We start from the raw sequence: 16344 nt of genomic DNA, 5'->3' as shown, positions 1-16344 counted from the left end.
CCCGGCTGGCCTGGGGGTCAGGCCTTCTCGGCCACCCAGCCCTGCACCGAGGCCAGCGCCTTGGCCAGACCGCTCGGGTCGGTGCCGCCGGCCATGGCCATGTCGGCCTTGCCGCCGCCCTTGCCGCCCACCTGCTGGGCCACGAAGTTCACCAGTTCGCCGGCCTTCACGCGGCCCACGCTGTCGGCCGTGACGCCCGCGGCCAGTTGCACCTTTCCGCCGTCCACGGCCGCCAGCACGATGGCCGCGGTCTTGAGCTTGTCCTTGAGCTTGTCCAGCGTGTCGCGCAGGGTCTTGGCGTCGGCGCCGTCGAGCGTGGCGGCCAGCACCTTGATGCCCTTGACGTCCACCGCCTGGCCCACGAGCTCGTCGCCCTGGCTCGAAGCCAGCCTGCCCTTGAGCGCGGCGATCTCTTTCTCGAGCGCCTTGATCTGCTCCAGCGTCTGGCCCACGCGCGTGGTGAGCTCGGCCACCGGCGCCTTGAGCGCGCCCGCGGCCTGGGCCACGGTGCGCTCGAGCGACTGCAGATAGGCCAGTGCGTTCTCGCCCGTCACGGCCTCGATGCGGCGCACGCCCGCGGCCACGCCGCCCTCGGCCACCACCTTGAACAGGCCGATGTCGCCGGTGCGCTGCACGTGGGTGCCGCCGCAGAGCTCGCGGCTGCTGCCGATGTCGAGCACGCGCACGGTCTCGCCGTACTTCTCGCCGAACAGCATCATGGCGCCGGTCTTCTGGGCCGACTCGATGTCCATCAGGCGCGCCTCGGTGGCCGGGTTGGCCAGGATCTCGGCGTTCACGATCGCCTCGATGCGGCGGATCTGCTCGTCGGTGAGCGGCGCGTTGTGCGCGAAGTCGAAGCGCGTGCGCTCGGCGTTCACGAGCGAGCCCTTCTGCTGCACATGGTCGCCCAGCACCTCGCGCAGCGCCTTGTGCATGAGGTGGGTGGCGCTGTGGTTGCGCACCGTGGCGGCGCGCAGCGCGGTGTCCACGCGCGCGGTCACGGCGTCGCCCACCTTGAGCGTGCCCTCGGCCACGCTGCCGTGGTGGCCGAACACGTCGGCCTTGATCTTCTGGGTGTCGGCGACCTCGAAGCGCACACCGCTCGCGGCGATCTCGCCCTGGTCGCCCACCTGGCCACCGCTCTCGGCGTAGAAGGGCGTGGTGCCCAGCACCACCACCCCGCTCTGGCCCGCCGTGAGCTGCTGCACCGGCGTGCCCTCGTGGTAGAGCGCCACCACCTGGGCCGGCGATTCGAGCGTTTCATAGCCCACGAAGCGGTTGCCCGCGCCCGTGTACTCGAGCGCCTTGTCCATCTTGAACTTGCCGGCCGCGCGGGCCTGCGCCTTCTGGCGCTCCATGGCGGCCTGGAAGCCCGCCTCGTCCACCGTCACGCCGCGCTCGCGGCAGACGTCGTTGGTGAGGTCGAGCGGGAAGCCGTAGGTGTCGTGCAGCTTGAAGGCCACGTCGCCGGGCAGCACCTTCTGGTCGCCCGCCAGCGCGCCGTCGAGGATCTCCATGCCGTTGGCCAGGGTCAAGTAGAAGCGCTCCTCTTCGGTCTTGAGCACCTCGGTGATGCGCTGCGCCTGCTTCGCAAGGTTGGGATAGGCCGCGCCCATGAGTTCGACCAGCACCGGCACCAGCTTGTGGAAGAACGGTGTCTTCTGGCCCAGCTTGTAGCCGTGGCGGATAGCGCGGCGGATGATGCGCCGCTGCACGTAGCCGCGGCCCTCGTTGCTCGGGATCACGCCGTCGCTGACCAGGAAGCTGGTGGCGCGGATGTGGTCGGCGATGACCTTGAGCGAGGGGTTGGCGAGGTCGGCGGTGTGCGTCTCGCGCGCGGCGGCCTTGATCAGCGCGTCGAAGATGTCGATCTCGTAGTTGCTGTGCACGTGCTGCAGGATGGCGGCCAGGCGCTCCAGGCCCATGCCGGTGTCCACGCAGGGCGCGGGCAGCTTCACCACGCTGCCGTCTTCCTTCATGTCGAACTGCATGAACACGTGGTTCCAGATCTCGATGAAGCGGTCGCCGTCTTCCTCGGGGCTGCCCGGGGGGCCGCCGGGGATGTGCGGGCCGTGGTCGTAGAAGATCTCCGAGCAGGGGCCGCAGGGGCCGGTGTCGGCCATCATCCAGAAGTTGTCGCTCTTGTACTTGCCGCCCTTGTTGTCGCCGATGCGGATCACGCGCTCGGGCGGCAGGCCGATCTCTTTCGTCCAGATGTCGTACGCCTCGTCGTCGTCGATGTAGACGGTGGCCAGCAGGCGTTCCTTGGGCAGGCCGTAGACCTCGGTCAGCAGCTCCCAGCCCCACTTGAGCGACTCGCGCTTGAAGTAGTCGCCGAAGCTCCAGTTGCCCAGCATCTCGAAGAAGGTGTGGTGGCGCGCGGTGTAGCCCACGTTCTCGAGGTCGTTGTGCTTGCCGCCGGCGCGCAGGCAGGCCTGCACGGAGGCCGCGCGCACGTAGGGGCGCTTGTCGGTGCCCAGGAACACGTCCTTGAACTGCACCATGCCCGAGTTCGTGAACATCAGCGTGGGGTCGTTGCCCGGCACCAGCGGGCTGGACGCGACCACGGTGTGGCCCTTGGAAGCGAAGAAGTCCAGAAAGCTCTTGCGGATGTCGGCGACGGAGACGGGACGGGTCATGGGGGCCTTTGGGATCGGAAGGGGCGCGTGCCGCGCACGCGAACCCGCTATTTTCCAACATGCGGGGCGGGCCCGGCCAGCCCAGGGAAAACCACGGGCACCGGGCGGGCAGTCGCCGCTGGCACCGCCCCGGCGCGGGTCGGGGGCTATGCTCGTGGGCGCAATGGCGGCACAATGGCGCCCGAAATATTTAACAAGTTAAATATTTACCCGATTCCCCCAGCTCGCGAACCGACGGAGACGACGCCCATGGACATGAAAACCTCCCCCCTGGCCCTGCTCAAGGACCCGACCCTGCTCAAGACCGACGGCCTCATCAACGGCCAGTGGGCCAAGGGCGGCGCGCGCTTCGACGTGCACGATCCGGCCACCGGCCTGAAGCTGGCCGACGTGGCCAACCTCGGCCCGGCCGACGCCGAGGCCGCCATCGCCGCGGCCGACAAGGCCTGGCCGGCCTGGCGTGCCAAGACCGCCAAGGAACGCGCGGGCATCCTGCGCAAGTGGTACGACCTGCTGATGGCGAACCAGGAAGACCTGGGCCGCATCCTCACGGCCGAGCAGGGCAAGCCCTTTGCCGAGGGCAAGGGCGAAATCGCCTACGGGGCGAGCTTTGTCGAGTGGTTCGCCGAAGAGGCCAAGCGCGTCAACGGCGAAACCCTGCCCACCTTCGACCCCAACCGCCGCCTGCTGGTGCTCAAGCAGCCCATCGGCGTGTGCGCGGCCATCACGCCGTGGAACTTCCCCCTGGCCATGATCACGCGCAAGGTCGCGCCCGCGCTGGCCGCGGGCTGCCCGGTGGTGATCAAGCCGGCCGAGCTCACGCCGCTGACCGCGCTCGCCGCGGCCGAACTCGCGGTGCGCGCGGGCATTCCGGCCGGCGTGCTCAACGTGATCACGGCCGATGCGCAACAGAGCATCGCCGTGGGCAAGGTGCTGTGCGCAAGCGACACCGTGCGCCACCTGAGCTTCACCGGCTCCACCGAGGTCGGCCGCATCCTGATGGCGCAGTGCGCGCCCACGGTGAAGAAGCTCAGCCTGGAGCTCGGCGGCAACGCGCCCTTCATCGTCTTCGACGACGCCGACATCGACTCGGCCGTGGAGGGCGCGATCGCGAGCAAGTACCGCAACGCGGGCCAGACCTGCGTGTGCGCCAACCGCCTCTACGTGCAGGCCGGCGTGTACGAGCAGTTCGTGCAGAAGTTCGCCGCCAAGGTCAAGGCCTTCAAGGTGGGCAACGGCTTCGAGGACGGCGTGGTGCAGGGCCCGCTGATCGAGGACGCGGCGGTGGAGAAGGTGCAGCGCCACGTGCAGGACGCGGTGGCCAAGGGCGGCCGCGTGCTCACCGGCGGCAAGAAGCTGCAGGGCCAGTTCTTCGAGCCCACGGTGGTGGCCGACGCCACGGCCGACATGCTCTGCGCGCGCGAAGAAACCTTCGGCCCCTTCGCGCCGGTCTTCAAGTTCGAGACCGAGCAGGAAGCCATCGCCGCCGCGAACAACACCGAGTTCGGCCTCGCGAGCTACTTCTACAGCCGCGACGTGGGCCGCATCTTCCGCGTGAGCGAGGCGCTCGAGTACGGCATGGTGGGCATCAACGTGGGCATCCTGGCCACCGAACACGTGCCCTTCGGCGGCGTGAAGCAGTCGGGCCTGGGCCGCGAGGGTTCGCACCACGGCATGGACGACTACGTGGAGATCAAATACCTGTGCCTCGGCGACGTGCTCAAGTGACGTCACGATGAAGTTCGACTGGACCAACCCCTACCCCACCCTGCGCTCGCCCGTGATGGCGAGGAACGTGGTCGCCACCTCGCAGCCGCTGGCGGCGCAGGCCGGCCTGCGCATGCTGCTCAAGGGCGGCAACGCGATCGACGCGGCCATCGCGGCCGCGGCCGCGCTCACCGTCGTCGAGCCGGTGTCCAACGGCCTGGGCAGCGACAACTTCGCCATCGTGTGGGACGGACAGGGCCTGCACGGCATGAACTCCTCGGGCCAGGCGCCCGCGGGCTGGAGCCCGGCCTACTTCCGCGACAAGCACGGCCAGATCCCGCTGCGCGGCTTCGACGCCGTGACCGTGCCCGGCGCGGTCGCGGGCTGGGCCGCGCTGTCCGAGCGCTTCGGCGCCCTGCCCTTCGCCGACCTGATGGAGCCCGCGATCGAGCTCGCCGAGCGCGGCCATGCGGTGGGCGGCATCGTGGCCGACAAATGGGCCCGCGCCGTGCCGCTGCTGCAGAACCAGCCCGGCTTCGCGCAGGCCTTCCTGCCGCGCGGGCGCGCGCCCGCCACGGGTGAGCGCTTCGTCTTCGCCGACGCGGGCCGTGCGCTGCGCGCCATCGCGGCCACGCGCGGCGAGGCCTTCTACCGCGGCGAGATCGCACAGGCCATCGAAGCCTTCGCGCGCGAGCACGGCGCGCAGCTGCGCGCGAGCGACCTCGCGGCCCACACCCCGCAGTGGGTCAGGCCGATCGAAATGGGCTTTGCCGGCCACACGGTGCACGAGCTGCCGCCCAACGGCCAAGGCATCGCCGCGCTGATGGCGCTGGGCATGCTCGAACAGCTCGACATCGGCCGCTTCGGGCCCGACAGCGTCGAAGGCCAGCACCTGCAGATCGAGGCCATCAAGCTCGCCTTCGCCGACACCTACCGCTGGGTGGGCGACGAGCGCTACATGACCGAGGTGCGCACGCAGGACCTGCTCGACCCGGCCTACCTGCGCGAGCGCGCGCGCCTGATCGACCCGACACGCGCGATCGACCCCGGCCCGGGCCAGCCCCCGCGCGGCGGCACCATCTACCTCACCGCGGCCGACGCGCAGGGCCGCATGGTGAGCTTCATCCAGTCGAACTACCTGGGCTTCGGCAGCGGCGTGGTGGTGCCAGGCTGGGGCATCAGCCTGCAGAACCGCGGCCACGGCTTCACGCTGCAGGACGGCCACCCCAACCAGGTGGCGCCGGGCAAGCGGCCCTTCCACACCATCATCCCGGGCTTCCTGACGCGCAACGGCCAGCCCGTGATGGGCTTCGGCGTGATGGGCGCGAACATGCAGCCGCAAGGCCACGTGCAGACGCTGGTGCGCATGCTGGTGCACGGCCAGCAGCCGCAAGCCGCGTGCGACGCGCCGCGCTGGAAGTGGGGCCAGGGCCTGAACGTGGACTTCGAATCCACCATGGACCCGGCGCTGCGCGACGGCCTGAAGGCCCTGGGCCACCGCTTCGAACCCGCGGCCGACAGTTACCTCGACTTCGGCAGCGGCCAGTTCATCGCGCGCCTGAGCGACGACCTTGCCGACGGCTACGTGGCCGCGAGCGATGCGCGCCGCGACGGGCAGGCCGTGGGGTTCTGAGCGCCCCTGGCGCGCGGGCCCAAGGCCCGTCGCCGCCTCAGGCGAACACCCGCTGAGCGTGCACGCCCAGCCCCTGGGCCACGCTGGCGTTGCGGTCGCCGTGCAGGGCCTGCGCCGCGGGCACGCGCGCGGCGATGCGCTCGGTAAGCGGGCGAAAGCCGGTGGAGCCGCCGGTGAAGTACACCGCGTCCACCGCGCCGGCGTTCACGCCCGCGAGGGCCAGGGTTTCATCGGCCGCGTCTTCAATGCGCTGCAGTTCCGCGTCGAGCGCCTTGAGTGCAGCCGCTTCGTCGAAGCCCGCCCGCAGCCCGGCCTCGAGCCGCGACAGGTCGATGACCGTGTCGCCGCCCTGCGCCACGGCGATCTTGGCCGCTTCGGCCAGGCCCAGCAGGCCATGGCCCAGGCGCTCGTCCACCACGCGCATCAGCCGCTGGTGCTGGCGCGGGTCGCCGTAGAAATCGCGCATGCGGCGCAGCTCGGCCACCCGCGGCGCGCTGTAGACGGTGTTGATGAGGTGCCAGGTGGCGAGGTCGAAGTACACCCGGCTGGGCACCTCGCGCGGCGGCCCGTCGGCGCGCGCCGGGCCCAGGCCGCGGTAGCCGCAGACCGGCAGGATGGCCGCGAGCTCGACCTGGCGGTCGAAGTCGGTGCCCGCGGTGTGCACGCCGTGGTTGGCCAGGATGTCGTCCTTGCGGTCCGCGCGGCGGCGGCGCTCGGGCCCCACACGCACCAGCGAGAAGTCCGAGGTGCCGCCGCCGATGTCGGCCACCAGAACGAGCTGTTCGCGGTCGATGCCCTGCTCGTGGTCGAGCGCGGCGGCGATCGGCTCGTACTGGAAGCTCAGCTCGCGCAGGCCCACCGAACGCGCCGCCTGTTCGAGCGTGTGCTGCGCCTGCGCATCGCGCGCCGGATCGCCGTCGACGAAGAACACCGGCCGGCCCAGCACGGCGCGCTCCAGCGGCGCACCCGCGCGCCGTTCGGCGAGCGACTTGAGGTGCTGCAGGTAGCCCGACACCACGTCCAGGTACCGCACCGAGCGGCCTTCACCCACGTCGGTGCTCTGCTCGGCCAGCGGCGATCCGAGCACGCTCTTCATCGAGCGCATCAGCCGGCCCTCGTGACCCTCGACGTACGCGGCCAGGGCCTGGCGGCCGAACAGGCGTTGTGGCGGCTCGTGCGGCGCCAGGCCCTCGACGCCGTAGAACACCGCGGTGGGCATGGTGCACTCGGCGCCCTCGACCGGGATCAGGGCCGCGCCGCCCCCGGGCGAGGACAGCGCGATGGCCGAGTTGGAAGTGCCGAAGTCGATGGCGCAGAAGGGACGGTGGGGGGCGGATGCGGACATGGGGGCGCGGATTCTAGCCAGTAGAATCGGCGCCCGATGCGGGTGTAGTTCAATGGCAGAACGGCAGCTTCCCAAGCTTCATACGAGGGTTCGATTCCCTTCACCCGCTCCACACACGCCACAGGCCCCTTCCGGGGCCTGTTTCTTTTTCAGGCCCCCACGCCCAGCAGAGCCATCACGCCCAGCACCGCGAAGATCAGCGCGGCAACCGTGTGCACCAGCTTGATCGGCACGCGGCGCGTGATCGCGTCGCCGAAGAACACCACGGGCGCATTCGCCAGCATCATGCCCAGCGTGGTGCCCACCACCACCGCGAACAGCGGCGCGTACTGCGCGCCCAGCGCGATGGTCGCGATCTGCGTCTTGTCGCCCATCTCGGCCAGGAAGAAGGCCCAGGTGGTGGCCGCGAACACGCCCAGGCCGCGGCTGGCCTTGACCTCGCCTTCGTCGAGCTTGTCGGGAATCAGCATCCACACCGCCATCGCGATGAAGGACAGGCCCAGCACCCAGCGCATCACCGTCGGGCCCACGGCCGCCATGATCCAGGCGCCCGCCGCGCCCGCGAGCGCGTGGTTGAGGATGGTGGCCACGAAGATGCCCGCGACGATCGGCCAGGGCCGCTTGAAACGCGCCGCGAGCACGAGCGACAGCAGCTGCGTCTTGTCGCCCATTTCGGCGAGCGCGACGATGCCGGTGGAAATGAGGAAGGCTTCCAAGGAAAACTCCGATGGCCGGCGAAAAACCAAAAGACCACGCCGCCTCCCCGGCACATGCGGAGGCGGTGTGGTCAAAGGTCTTGCCAGGCTGGAGGCTGTTCGCGCCATGGCCTGCGGGCCAAGTCTGTTGACGCGAACCCCGGCGCTTGGAACGCCGGGCGGCTACTCCCCAATGACGGGTGAAGCGGCGAGTATACCCGCCGGGGTGTCGATCAGAACAGCGTGACGCCGGTCTTGCTCTGGATGAACTCGCGCGTGACGCCCGGGGCGGTCTCGACGAGCTTGAGGCCTTGCGGCGTCACGTCCATCACGCCGAGGTCGGTGATGATGCGGTCGACCACGCCCACGCCCGTGAGCGGCAGCGTGCACTTGGGCAGGATCTTCAGGTCCTCGGTGCCGTCCTTCTTCTTCGCCACGTGCTCCATGAGCACGATCACGCGCGGCACGCCGGCCACGAGGTCCATGGCGCCGCCCATGCCCTTGACCATCTTGCCCGGGATCATCCAGTTGGCGAGGTCACCGTGCTCGCTCACCTGCATGGCGCCGAGGATGGACAGGTTGATCTTGCCGCCGCGGATCATCGCGAAGCTGTCGTGGCTGCCGAAGATCGACGAGCCCTTGATGGTGGTCACGGTCTGCTTGCCGGCGTTGATGAGGTCGGCGTCGACCTCGTCTTCCGTGGGGAACGGGCCGATGCCCAGCATGCCGTTCTCGCTCTGCAGCCAGACCTCTTTGGTGCTGGGCACGTGGTTGGCCACCAGCGTGGGAATGCCGATGCCGAGGTTCACGTAGAAGCCGTCTTCGAGTTCCTGGGCCGCGCGCGCGGCCATCTGGTCCTGGGTCCAGGGCATGGTCAGACTCCTGCCTTTTCGGTGATGGTGCGTTTCTCGATGCGCTTCTCGGGCGAGGCATTGAGCACGATGCGGTGCACGTAGATGCCCGGCAGGTGGACCTGGTCGGGGTGCAGTTCGCCGGTCTCGACGATCTCCTCGACCTCGACGATGCAGACCTTGCCGGCCATGGCCACCGCGGGGTTGAAGTTGCGCGCGGTGTAGCGGAACTGCAGGTTGCCGCTCTTGTCGGCGCGGTGCGCCTTCACGAGCGAGACCGCGGGCACCAGCGAGCGCTCCATCACGTAGGTTTCGCCGTCGAACTCGCGCAGCTCCTTGCCCTCGGCCACGATGGTGCCGACGCCGGTCTTGGTGAAGAAGGCCGGAATGCCCGCGCCGCCGGCGCGCAGCTTCTCGGCCAGCGTGCCCTGCGGCGTGAACTCGAGCTCGAGCTCACCGGCGAGGTACTGGCGCTCGAACTCCTTGTTCTCGCCCACGTAGCTGCTGATCATCTTCTTGATCTGGCGCGTGTCGAGCAGCTTGCCCAGGCCGAAGCCGTCCACGCCCGCGTTGTTGGAGATGACGGTGAGGTTCTTCACGCCGCTGTCGCGCAGCGCGTCGATGAGCGCTTCGGGAATGCCGCACAGGCCGAAACCGCCCACGGCCATGAGCTGGCCATCGGCGACCACGCCCTGGAGCGCGGCGGCCGCGCTGGGGTAGATCTTGTTCACGGGTTTGCCTCCGTTGGGTCTGGGGGAAAGCGCAACGATACTACGTAGCGCATTACGTAGTATTTCGTAAAGGGCAACCCGATGGACATCGACTACCGGCTCGCGTTCGACCTGGCCCCGGTGGGCCTGGCGCTGTCGCGCGAGCGCACCATGGTCGACTGCAACCAGGCGCTGTGCGACATGTTCGGCGCCACGCGCGAACAGCTCGTGGGCCAGAGTTTCCAGATCCTCTACCCCAGCGCCGACGAGTACGAGCGCCTGGGCGCGCGCATGGCCCCGCTGCTCGGGCGCAGCGGCACCTACGCCGACAACCGCATCATGAAGCGGGTGGGCGGCCGGCACGCCGGCGAGACCTTCTGGTGCCACGTGACCGGCCGCGCCGTGGACCGCAGCGCGCCGCACGCGGCCGGCATCTGGAGCTTCGAAGACCTGAGCTCGCACCGCCCGGTGCGCGCCGAGCTCACCGCGCGCGAGCGCGAGGTGGCCGCGCTCATCATGGACGGCCTCACGAGCAAGCAGATCGGCAAGCTGCTGGCCATCAGCCACCGCACGGTGGAGGTGCACCGCGCGCGGCTGATGCGCAAGTACCAGGCCCACAGCACGCCGGACCTGGTGCACCGGCTCATGGCCGGCTGAGGCGCGCCGGTCTCACTGCGGCTGGAAGCCGCTGTCCTTGATGATGCGCGCCCACACGCTGCGGTAGGCGGTCTCGCGCTTGCCGAGCTCGGCGCCGCTCATGTAGCCCACGGTCAGGCCCATGGCCGCGAGCTTCTCGCGCACCTCAGGCATGGCAATCACCTTCTGCACGCCGGCCGCGAGGCGGTCGATGGCGGCCTGCGGCGTGCCCGCGGGCGCGAAGATGCCGTAGTACGGCACGTCCTCGAAGCCCTTGATGCCGAGCTCGGTGAAGGTCGGCACGTCGGGCAGCGCGGACTGGCGCTGGGTGCCCATCACGGCCACCACGCGCAGCTTGCCCGACTTGTGGTTCTCGATGAAGTCGGGCACCGAGCCCACGCCGGCCGGAATCTGGTTGCCCAGCATGTCGCTCATCATGGGCGCGCTGCCGCGGTAGGGTGCGGCCACCAGGTCGAGCCCGAACTGCTTGCCGATCACCTGCACCGCGAACTGCGGCGTGGACGCGGGCGCGGGGATGCCCACGGTGCTCTTGCCGCCCGCGGCTTTCACGCTGTCGATCCAGGCCTTGAGGTCGCGCGCGGGCGTGCCCCCCGACAGCGCCACCGCGTTCACGAAGGTGGCGAAGCCGGCCACGGGCACGAAGTCCTTGGACGGGTCGAAGCCGGGGTTCTTCATGGTCAGCGGCAGGATAGAGACGCTGTGGTCGTGGCTCAGGAACACCGTGGCGCCGTCGGCCGGCGCGGCCTTGAGCGCCTGGCCCGCGAGCTGGCCGCCCGCGCCGGGCTTGTTGTCCACCACCACCGGGTGGCCCAGCTCGGGCTGCAGCTTCTCGGCCAGGATGCGCGCGATGGCGTCGGTGCCGCCGCCGGGCGGAAAGCCCACCAGGATGCGGGTGGTGGCGGACTGGGCCTGCGCCAGGCCGGTGCCCAGCGCCAGCGCGGCCAGCACCGCCACGCGGCGGCTGAGGGAGAAAGAACGCATCATCGGAAACCTCCGTTCGGGAACAAGAAAATGGATCAGGCGGACTCGCCGTCGACCACGCTCGCGGCGGTGCGGAAGGCGTCCACCGCGGTGGGAATGCCGCAGTACACGGCGGCGTGCAGCAGAACCTCCTGCAATTCCTGGGCCGTGGCGCCGTTGTTGAGCGCGCCGCGCACGTGGCCCTTGAGCTCGTGCTGGCGGCCCAGCGCGGTGAGCATGGCCACGGTGATCAGGCTGCGGGTCTTGCGGTCGAGCACGCCGCGCTGCCACACGTCGCCCCAGGCGCGGCGCGTGATGTGGTGCTGCATGGGCTCGGTGAAAGGCGTCATGTTGCCGAAGGCGTTGGCAACGAAGCTTTCGCCCATGACTTCGGTGCGGGCGGCCAGGCCGCGCTGGAATTCGGGATCGTCGGGCAGGTTCATGGGAGGGTGGGCAGGGTTGTCGCGGACGGGCGCAACGATACCGCAGGCCTCGCCGATACTGGCGGGCGCCTCAACCCGGAGACACCCCATGCCCCAGAAGAACCGCTACCCCCTGCCCGACCTCAACGCCCTGCCCCCGGACATCCAGGCCCGCATCCTCGAGGTGCAGGAGAAATCGGGCTTCATTCCCAACGTGTTCCTGGCGCTCGCGCGCCGGCCTGCCGAGTGGCGCGCCTTCTTCGCCTACCACGACGCGCTCATGCTCAAGGAAACCGGCAGCCTCACCAAGGGCGAGCGCGAGATGATCGTGACCGCCACCAGCGCGGCCAACCACTGCCTGTACTGCGTGGTGGCGCACGGCGCGATCCTGCGCATCTACGAGAAGAAGCCGCTGCTGGCCGACCAGGTGGCGGTGAACCACCGCAAGGCCGACATCCCGCCGCGCCAGCGCGCCATGCTCGACTTCGCGATGAAGGTCTGCCTGGCCTCGCACGAGGTGGAAGACGCCGACATGGACGCGCTGCATGCGCACGGCTTCGACGACGAAGACATCTGGGACATCACCGCCATCACCGCGTTCTTCGGTCTCTCGAACCGCATGGCCAACGTCACCGGCATGCTGCCCAACCCCGAGTTCTACCTGCTGGGCCGCGTGCCCAAGGCCAAGCCCGCGGCCTGAGTACAGACGCGCTGCGCCGGCTCAGCCCGGGCCGCGCGCCAGCGGCAGGCCGGGCTGGTCCATGCCGATGCGCAGGATGGAGCCGCTCACCGACTCGGTGCAGTACAGCGTCTTGCGATCGGGCCCGCCGAAGGCCAGGTTGGTCAGTGAGGCACCGGCGTCGGTGCGCAACACCTCAACCGGCTCGGCCCGGTGGTTGAGCACCCACACATAGGCCAGCCCGGGATTGGCCACCAGCAGCCGGCCCCCCTGGTCCATGGCCAGGCCATCGGGCCCGCTAGGGCCGTAGGAGGTGAAGAACTGACCCGCCTTGGCCACGCCACCATCGGCGAGCAAGGGCATGCGCCACACGCAGTTGCCGCGCGTGGCCGCGACGAACAAAAACCTCTCGTCGGGCGACAGCACGATGCCGTTGGGGCTGGGCACATTGACCAGCAACGGGTCGAGCCGGCCCGACGGGCTGAGCCGGTAAACGCGGCCCGTGGGGTCGTGCAGACCGGTTTGGCCCTGGTCGGTGAAGTAGAGGTTGCCCTGGCTGTCGAAGGTCAGGTCGTTGAGCCCTTTGAACGCCTCGGTGTTGCGCCGGCCCAGGTAAGGCCGCACCGCGCCGCTGCGGCTGTCCACCACCATCAGGCCGTTGCGGTAGTCGGTCACCAGCAGCTCGGTGCTGTTGAGGAACTTCATGCCGTTGGGCTCGCCGTCCCACTGCGCCACCAGCGCCCACTCGCCTTGCGGGTCGATGCGGAACACGCGGCCGAACGGGATGTCGGTCACGTAGAGGTTGCCGGCGTCGTCGAACACCGGTCCTTCCAGGAACGAGTCGACCTCGCGCCCGCCCAGGTTGGCGTCGCTCCACGCCGTGCGCCGGCGCTGGCGGAAGCGCTCGGGCAAGACCGTGAAGACGTCGAGCGAACGGATGTCGGGCGGGTTCAACAGCAGCATGGCGGGTCTCAGAAGGCGTAGAGCTTGGCCGGGTTTTCGACCAGGATGCGCTGGCGGATCGCAGCGGTGGGCGCCCAATCATCGAGCAGGTTGAGCAGCGCCGCATCGTCGGGCTTTTCGTCGGCCTTCTTGGTCGGGTGCGGCCAGTCGCTGCCCCAAACCATGCGCTCCGGCGCCAGACCGATCAGGGCGCGCGCGACCACGCCCGCGTCGGACAAGTCGGGTTTCTTGCTGGTGAGGTAAGGGCCGGACAGCTTGAACCAGGCCTTGTCGGCGTCGAGCAGGCGGGCATAGAGGCCGAAGGCCGGGTGTTTGAGCCCTTGCGGTTGGGGCAGTTGCCCCATGTGGTCGAACACCACCGGGCAGGCCAGGCGCTGCAGCGTGTCGGCCGCGGCCAGCAGCCGGTCGGCGCTGCCGTTGACCTGCAGGTGCCAGCCCAGGGGCGCAATGCGGCGGGCCAGGGGCTCCATCATCTCCGGACCGATGCCGACCAGGAAGCTCAGGTTGAAACGGATGCCGCGCACGCCGGCGGCGTGCAGGTCGCGCAGTTGGGCGTCGGTGACGCTGGTGTCCACCACGGCCACGCCGCGCGCAGTCGGCCCGAAGGCCTTGAGCGCGTCGACCAGCAGGCGGTTGTCCGTGCCAAAGGTCGAGGGCTGGACCACCACATGGCGCTGCAGGCCCAGGCGCTGCTGCAACAGGCGGTAGTCGGCCACGCTGGCGTCATCGGGCAACAGCGTGGCCGAGGGGTGCGCGGGGTAGCGCCGGTCGTAGATGTGGTGATGGCAGTCGCAGGCCAGTGCGGGCATGGCCGAGCGCGGCACGGCGCTGCCGGCGGAATGCGGCACGGTGGTCGGCGCGGGCTGGGGCGGCGTGGCGGGCGTTGCCGCAGCCGCGGGCGCGCCCCCCGTGGCGCAACCACCCAGGCCACCCAGCCCGGCCAGTGAAGCGGCGCCGCCCAGGGCCACCACCAGGCGTCGGCGCGCGGTATCCAGGGGGAAGGTTTTCATGCGAGTCTCCTGTGTCGGGTGGGCCGGAAGGTCTCAATCGACCTTGAGCTTGAGTTGCTGCGCCATCTGCGTCCACAGCGCCGTCTCACGGGCCACGTCGCGCGCGAAGGCTTCACCGCACTGCACCTGGGGCTCCATGCCCAGCGAGCGCAGCTTGTCACCGCCCGTGGTCGAGGTTGCGTAGGCGCGCGCTTCACGCTGCAGCAAGGCCATCACCGACTCGGGTGTGCTGGCCGGTGCCAGCAGGCCGTACCAGGCGTCGGCCGCATAGTCCTTGAAGCCGGCCTCGGCGAAGGTGGGCACGCCCGGCAACTGCGGCGATCGCTGCGGGTGCGCCAGCGCCAGCGCGGTGAGCTGGCCGGACTTGATCAGCGGCAGCACCGACCCGAGCGTGGCGAACGAGGCATCGACCTGACCGGACAGCACATCGGCCACGGCGGGTGCGGCACCCTTGTAAGGCACGTGGGTGAGCTTCACGCCCGCCTGCCGGGCGAACAGCTCGCTGGCGAAATGCACCGAACTGCCGATGCCCGGCGTGGCGTAGGTGATGCCCAGCGGCGTGGCCTTGGCGCGTTCGACGAACTCACCCAGGCTCTTGACCGCCAGCGCAGGGCCGACCACCAGCACCGTGGGCGCGCTGGCGATGCGACACACCGGCTTGAACGAGCGCACGGCGTCGAACTTGATCCGCGCGCTGTAGAGCGCCGGGATCATGGTGTGGTTGGTCGCGGCCATCAGCAAGGTGTGGCCATCGCTGGCGCTGGCCACGGCCTCGGCCGCGATGATGGTGTTGGCCCCCGGCCGGTTGTCCACCACCACCGGTTGACCCAGGCCCCGGCCCGCCTGCTCGGCGAATCCGCGGGCCACCACATCGGTGGGGCCGCCGGCAGCGAAGCCCACCACCAGCCGCACCGGCTTGGCCGGCCAAGCGGGCGTCTGGGCCTGGGCACCGCCCAGGCCCATCATCAAGGCAGCCAGGCCGAGCGGGGCCAGGACGCGAACGCGCCCCCGTTGTCTCTGCATGTTTGTCTCCTCGGGAACCCGGGCGCGCTCAGGCGCGCCCGGCGTGACTTATTGCTTTTCGAATGCGGTGTTGGCAGCGACCTTGCCCCAGGCATCGGTGCTGTCCTTGAGCATGCGGCCGAAGGCCTCACCGCCCACCTGGCGCGGCTCGGCGCCCATGCCCTCGGCGAAGGACTTCATGTCGGCCGAGGCCATGGCGGTCGCAATCTCTTTCTGCAGACGCGCCATCACGTCGGCGGGCGTGCCCTTGGGCGCCCAGAGACCGGTCCAGTTCACCACGCCGGACCAGCCCACACCGGTCTCGGCGAAGGTGGGCACGTCGGGCAGCGCGGCCAGGCGCTTGTCGCCGCTGACGGCGAGCAGGCGCAGCTTGCCGCTCTTGACGTTGCCCATGAGGCCGGTGGTGGACGCGATCTGCATGTCGATGGTGTTCGACAGGATGGCAGTGGTCGCCTCGGCCGCGCCCTTGAACGGCACGTGCATGAAGTTCGCGCCCGCGGCGATGCCCAGCGCTTCGGTGGCGAAATGCGGCGTGGTGCCCGGGCCGCCGGTGCCGTAGCTCACGCGGTTGGCCTCGCGACGGGCCTCGGTCACCAGGTCGTTCAGGGTCTTGAAGCGCGACTGGCCATTGACCGCCAGGCCCATGGGCGCAAACACATAGGCGCTCACCGGCACCAGGTCGGTCTGCGGATCGAAAGGCAGCTTCTTGAAGATGTGGGGCAACAGCGAGTACGTGGTGTCGTTGGCCACCAGGGTGTAGCCGTCGGGCTCGGCCTTGGCGGCAAGGCTGGCGCCGATGGTGCCGGTCGCACCGGGTTTGTTCTCGACGTAGAAGCTCTGGCCGGTCTGCTCGGTCAGTTTTTGCGCCATCTTGCGCGTGACCACGTCAACGGCGCCACCGGGCCCGTAGGGCACGATGATGCGCACCGCCTTGGCGGGCCAGAGCCCCTGGGCTTGCGCCATCGGGACGGCAAGGGTCAGGCCCAGCGCCGCGCAGGCGGCGAACAGGGTGCGGCGGGTTCGGGATGGGTTCATGGTGGTCTCCTGTGG

At 69.8% G+C, this 16344-nt stretch carries 15 protein-coding genes, 1 tRNA gene and 1 riboswitch; of the genes, 5 read left to right on the top strand and 11 right to left on the bottom strand.

Annotated elements, in window-relative coordinates:
- Positions 1-17: 17 nt before the first annotated feature.
- Entirely contained in the window at positions 18-2639 is a 2622-nt protein-coding gene (gene alaS, locus G9Q37_RS04250) for an alanine--tRNA ligase (protein ID WP_166225027.1), read from the bottom strand.
- Between the two features lie 249 nt (positions 2640-2888).
- On the opposite strand from alaS, the gene G9Q37_RS04245 reads away from it, so the two are divergent.
- Together G9Q37_RS04245 and G9Q37_RS04240 are read left to right on the top strand one after the other, a co-directional pair.
- Positions 2889-4367 (top strand): NAD-dependent succinate-semialdehyde dehydrogenase, encoded by a 1479-nt coding sequence (locus tag G9Q37_RS04245; protein WP_166225024.1) that lies wholly within the window; start codon positions 2889-2891, stop codon positions 4365-4367.
- Between the two features lie 7 nt (positions 4368-4374).
- Positions 4375-5979: a gamma-glutamyltransferase family protein gene (locus G9Q37_RS04240; RefSeq protein WP_166225021.1), complete on the top strand. Its 1605-nt coding sequence runs from the start codon at positions 4375-4377 to the stop codon at positions 5977-5979.
- 37 nt (positions 5980-6016) lie between these two features.
- Here G9Q37_RS04240 and G9Q37_RS04235 read toward each other — a convergent pair whose 3' ends face one another.
- Complete coding sequence (locus G9Q37_RS04235) at positions 6017-7324, bottom strand: Hsp70 family protein (protein ID WP_166225018.1); 1308 nt, start codon at positions 7322-7324, stop codon at positions 6017-6019.
- A 38-nt stretch (positions 7325-7362) separates the two neighbouring features.
- Between G9Q37_RS04235 and G9Q37_RS04230 the strand changes: the two genes are divergently transcribed.
- Positions 7363-7436: transfer RNA gene (locus tag G9Q37_RS04230), tRNA-Gly, on the top strand.
- A 37-nt stretch (positions 7437-7473) separates the two neighbouring features.
- Here G9Q37_RS04230 and G9Q37_RS04225 read toward each other — a convergent pair.
- From G9Q37_RS04225 to G9Q37_RS04215, 3 genes are all read right to left on the bottom strand, one after another.
- Positions 7474-8040, bottom strand: a complete 567-nt coding sequence (locus tag G9Q37_RS04225) for a TMEM165/GDT1 family protein (RefSeq protein WP_166225015.1) — start codon at positions 8038-8040, stop codon at positions 7474-7476.
- Between the two features lie 4 nt (positions 8041-8044).
- Positions 8045-8223: riboswitch (yybP-ykoY riboswitch) on the bottom strand.
- Positions 8224-8252: 29 nt separating this feature from the next.
- The gene (locus tag G9Q37_RS04220) at positions 8253-8891 is read right to left on the bottom strand and encodes a CoA transferase subunit B (RefSeq protein ID WP_166225013.1); all 639 of its coding nucleotides are present in this window, start codon (positions 8889-8891) and stop codon (positions 8253-8255) included.
- Positions 8892-8893: 2 nt separating this feature from the next.
- Entirely contained in the window at positions 8894-9601 is a 708-nt protein-coding gene (locus G9Q37_RS04215) for a CoA transferase subunit A (RefSeq protein ID WP_166225010.1), read from the bottom strand.
- 81 nt (positions 9602-9682) lie between these two features.
- On the opposite strand from G9Q37_RS04215, the gene G9Q37_RS04210 reads away from it, so the two are divergent.
- Positions 9683-10237 (top strand): PAS and helix-turn-helix domain-containing protein, encoded by a 555-nt coding sequence (locus tag G9Q37_RS04210; protein WP_166225007.1) that lies wholly within the window; start codon positions 9683-9685, stop codon positions 10235-10237.
- 12 nt (positions 10238-10249) lie between these two features.
- Here G9Q37_RS04210 and G9Q37_RS04205 read toward each other — a convergent pair whose 3' ends face one another.
- Together G9Q37_RS04205 and G9Q37_RS04200 are read right to left on the bottom strand one after the other, a co-directional pair.
- Positions 10250-11218, bottom strand: coding sequence for a Bug family tripartite tricarboxylate transporter substrate binding protein (locus tag G9Q37_RS04205; protein WP_240936625.1), 969 nt, complete (start codon positions 11216-11218; stop codon positions 10250-10252).
- Between the two features lie 35 nt (positions 11219-11253).
- Positions 11254-11640 (bottom strand): carboxymuconolactone decarboxylase family protein, encoded by a 387-nt coding sequence (locus G9Q37_RS04200; RefSeq protein WP_166225001.1) that lies wholly within the window; start codon positions 11638-11640, stop codon positions 11254-11256.
- 88 nt (positions 11641-11728) lie between these two features.
- On the opposite strand from G9Q37_RS04200, the gene G9Q37_RS04195 reads away from it, so the two are divergent.
- Positions 11729-12319, top strand: a complete 591-nt coding sequence (locus G9Q37_RS04195) for a peroxidase-related enzyme (protein WP_166224998.1) — start codon at positions 11729-11731, stop codon at positions 12317-12319.
- 21 nt (positions 12320-12340) lie between these two features.
- Here G9Q37_RS04195 and G9Q37_RS04190 read toward each other — a convergent pair whose 3' ends face one another.
- From G9Q37_RS04190 to G9Q37_RS04175, 4 genes are read right to left on the bottom strand one after another with little or no spacing between them, the layout of a single operon-like run.
- The gene (locus G9Q37_RS04190) at positions 12341-13261 is read right to left on the bottom strand and encodes an SMP-30/gluconolactonase/LRE family protein (RefSeq protein ID WP_166224995.1); all 921 of its coding nucleotides are present in this window, start codon (positions 13259-13261) and stop codon (positions 12341-12343) included.
- 8 nt (positions 13262-13269) lie between these two features.
- Positions 13270-14271: an amidohydrolase family protein gene (locus G9Q37_RS04185; protein ID WP_166224992.1), complete on the bottom strand. Its 1002-nt coding sequence runs from the start codon at positions 14269-14271 to the stop codon at positions 13270-13272.
- A 33-nt stretch (positions 14272-14304) separates the two neighbouring features.
- Complete coding sequence (locus G9Q37_RS04180) at positions 14305-15294, bottom strand: Bug family tripartite tricarboxylate transporter substrate binding protein (RefSeq protein ID WP_166224990.1); 990 nt, start codon at positions 15292-15294, stop codon at positions 14305-14307.
- A 48-nt stretch (positions 15295-15342) separates the two neighbouring features.
- Positions 15343-16329 (bottom strand): Bug family tripartite tricarboxylate transporter substrate binding protein, encoded by a 987-nt coding sequence (locus G9Q37_RS04175; RefSeq protein ID WP_166224987.1) that lies wholly within the window; start codon positions 16327-16329, stop codon positions 15343-15345.
- Positions 16330-16344 lie beyond the last annotated feature (15 nt).

Origin of the sequence: Hydrogenophaga crocea, from assembly GCF_011388215.1 — a bacterium.
Classification (GTDB): Bacteria; Pseudomonadota; Gammaproteobacteria; order Burkholderiales; family Burkholderiaceae_C; genus Hydrogenophaga; species Hydrogenophaga crocea.
This window is presented reverse-complemented; position numbering and strand designations above follow the sequence as displayed.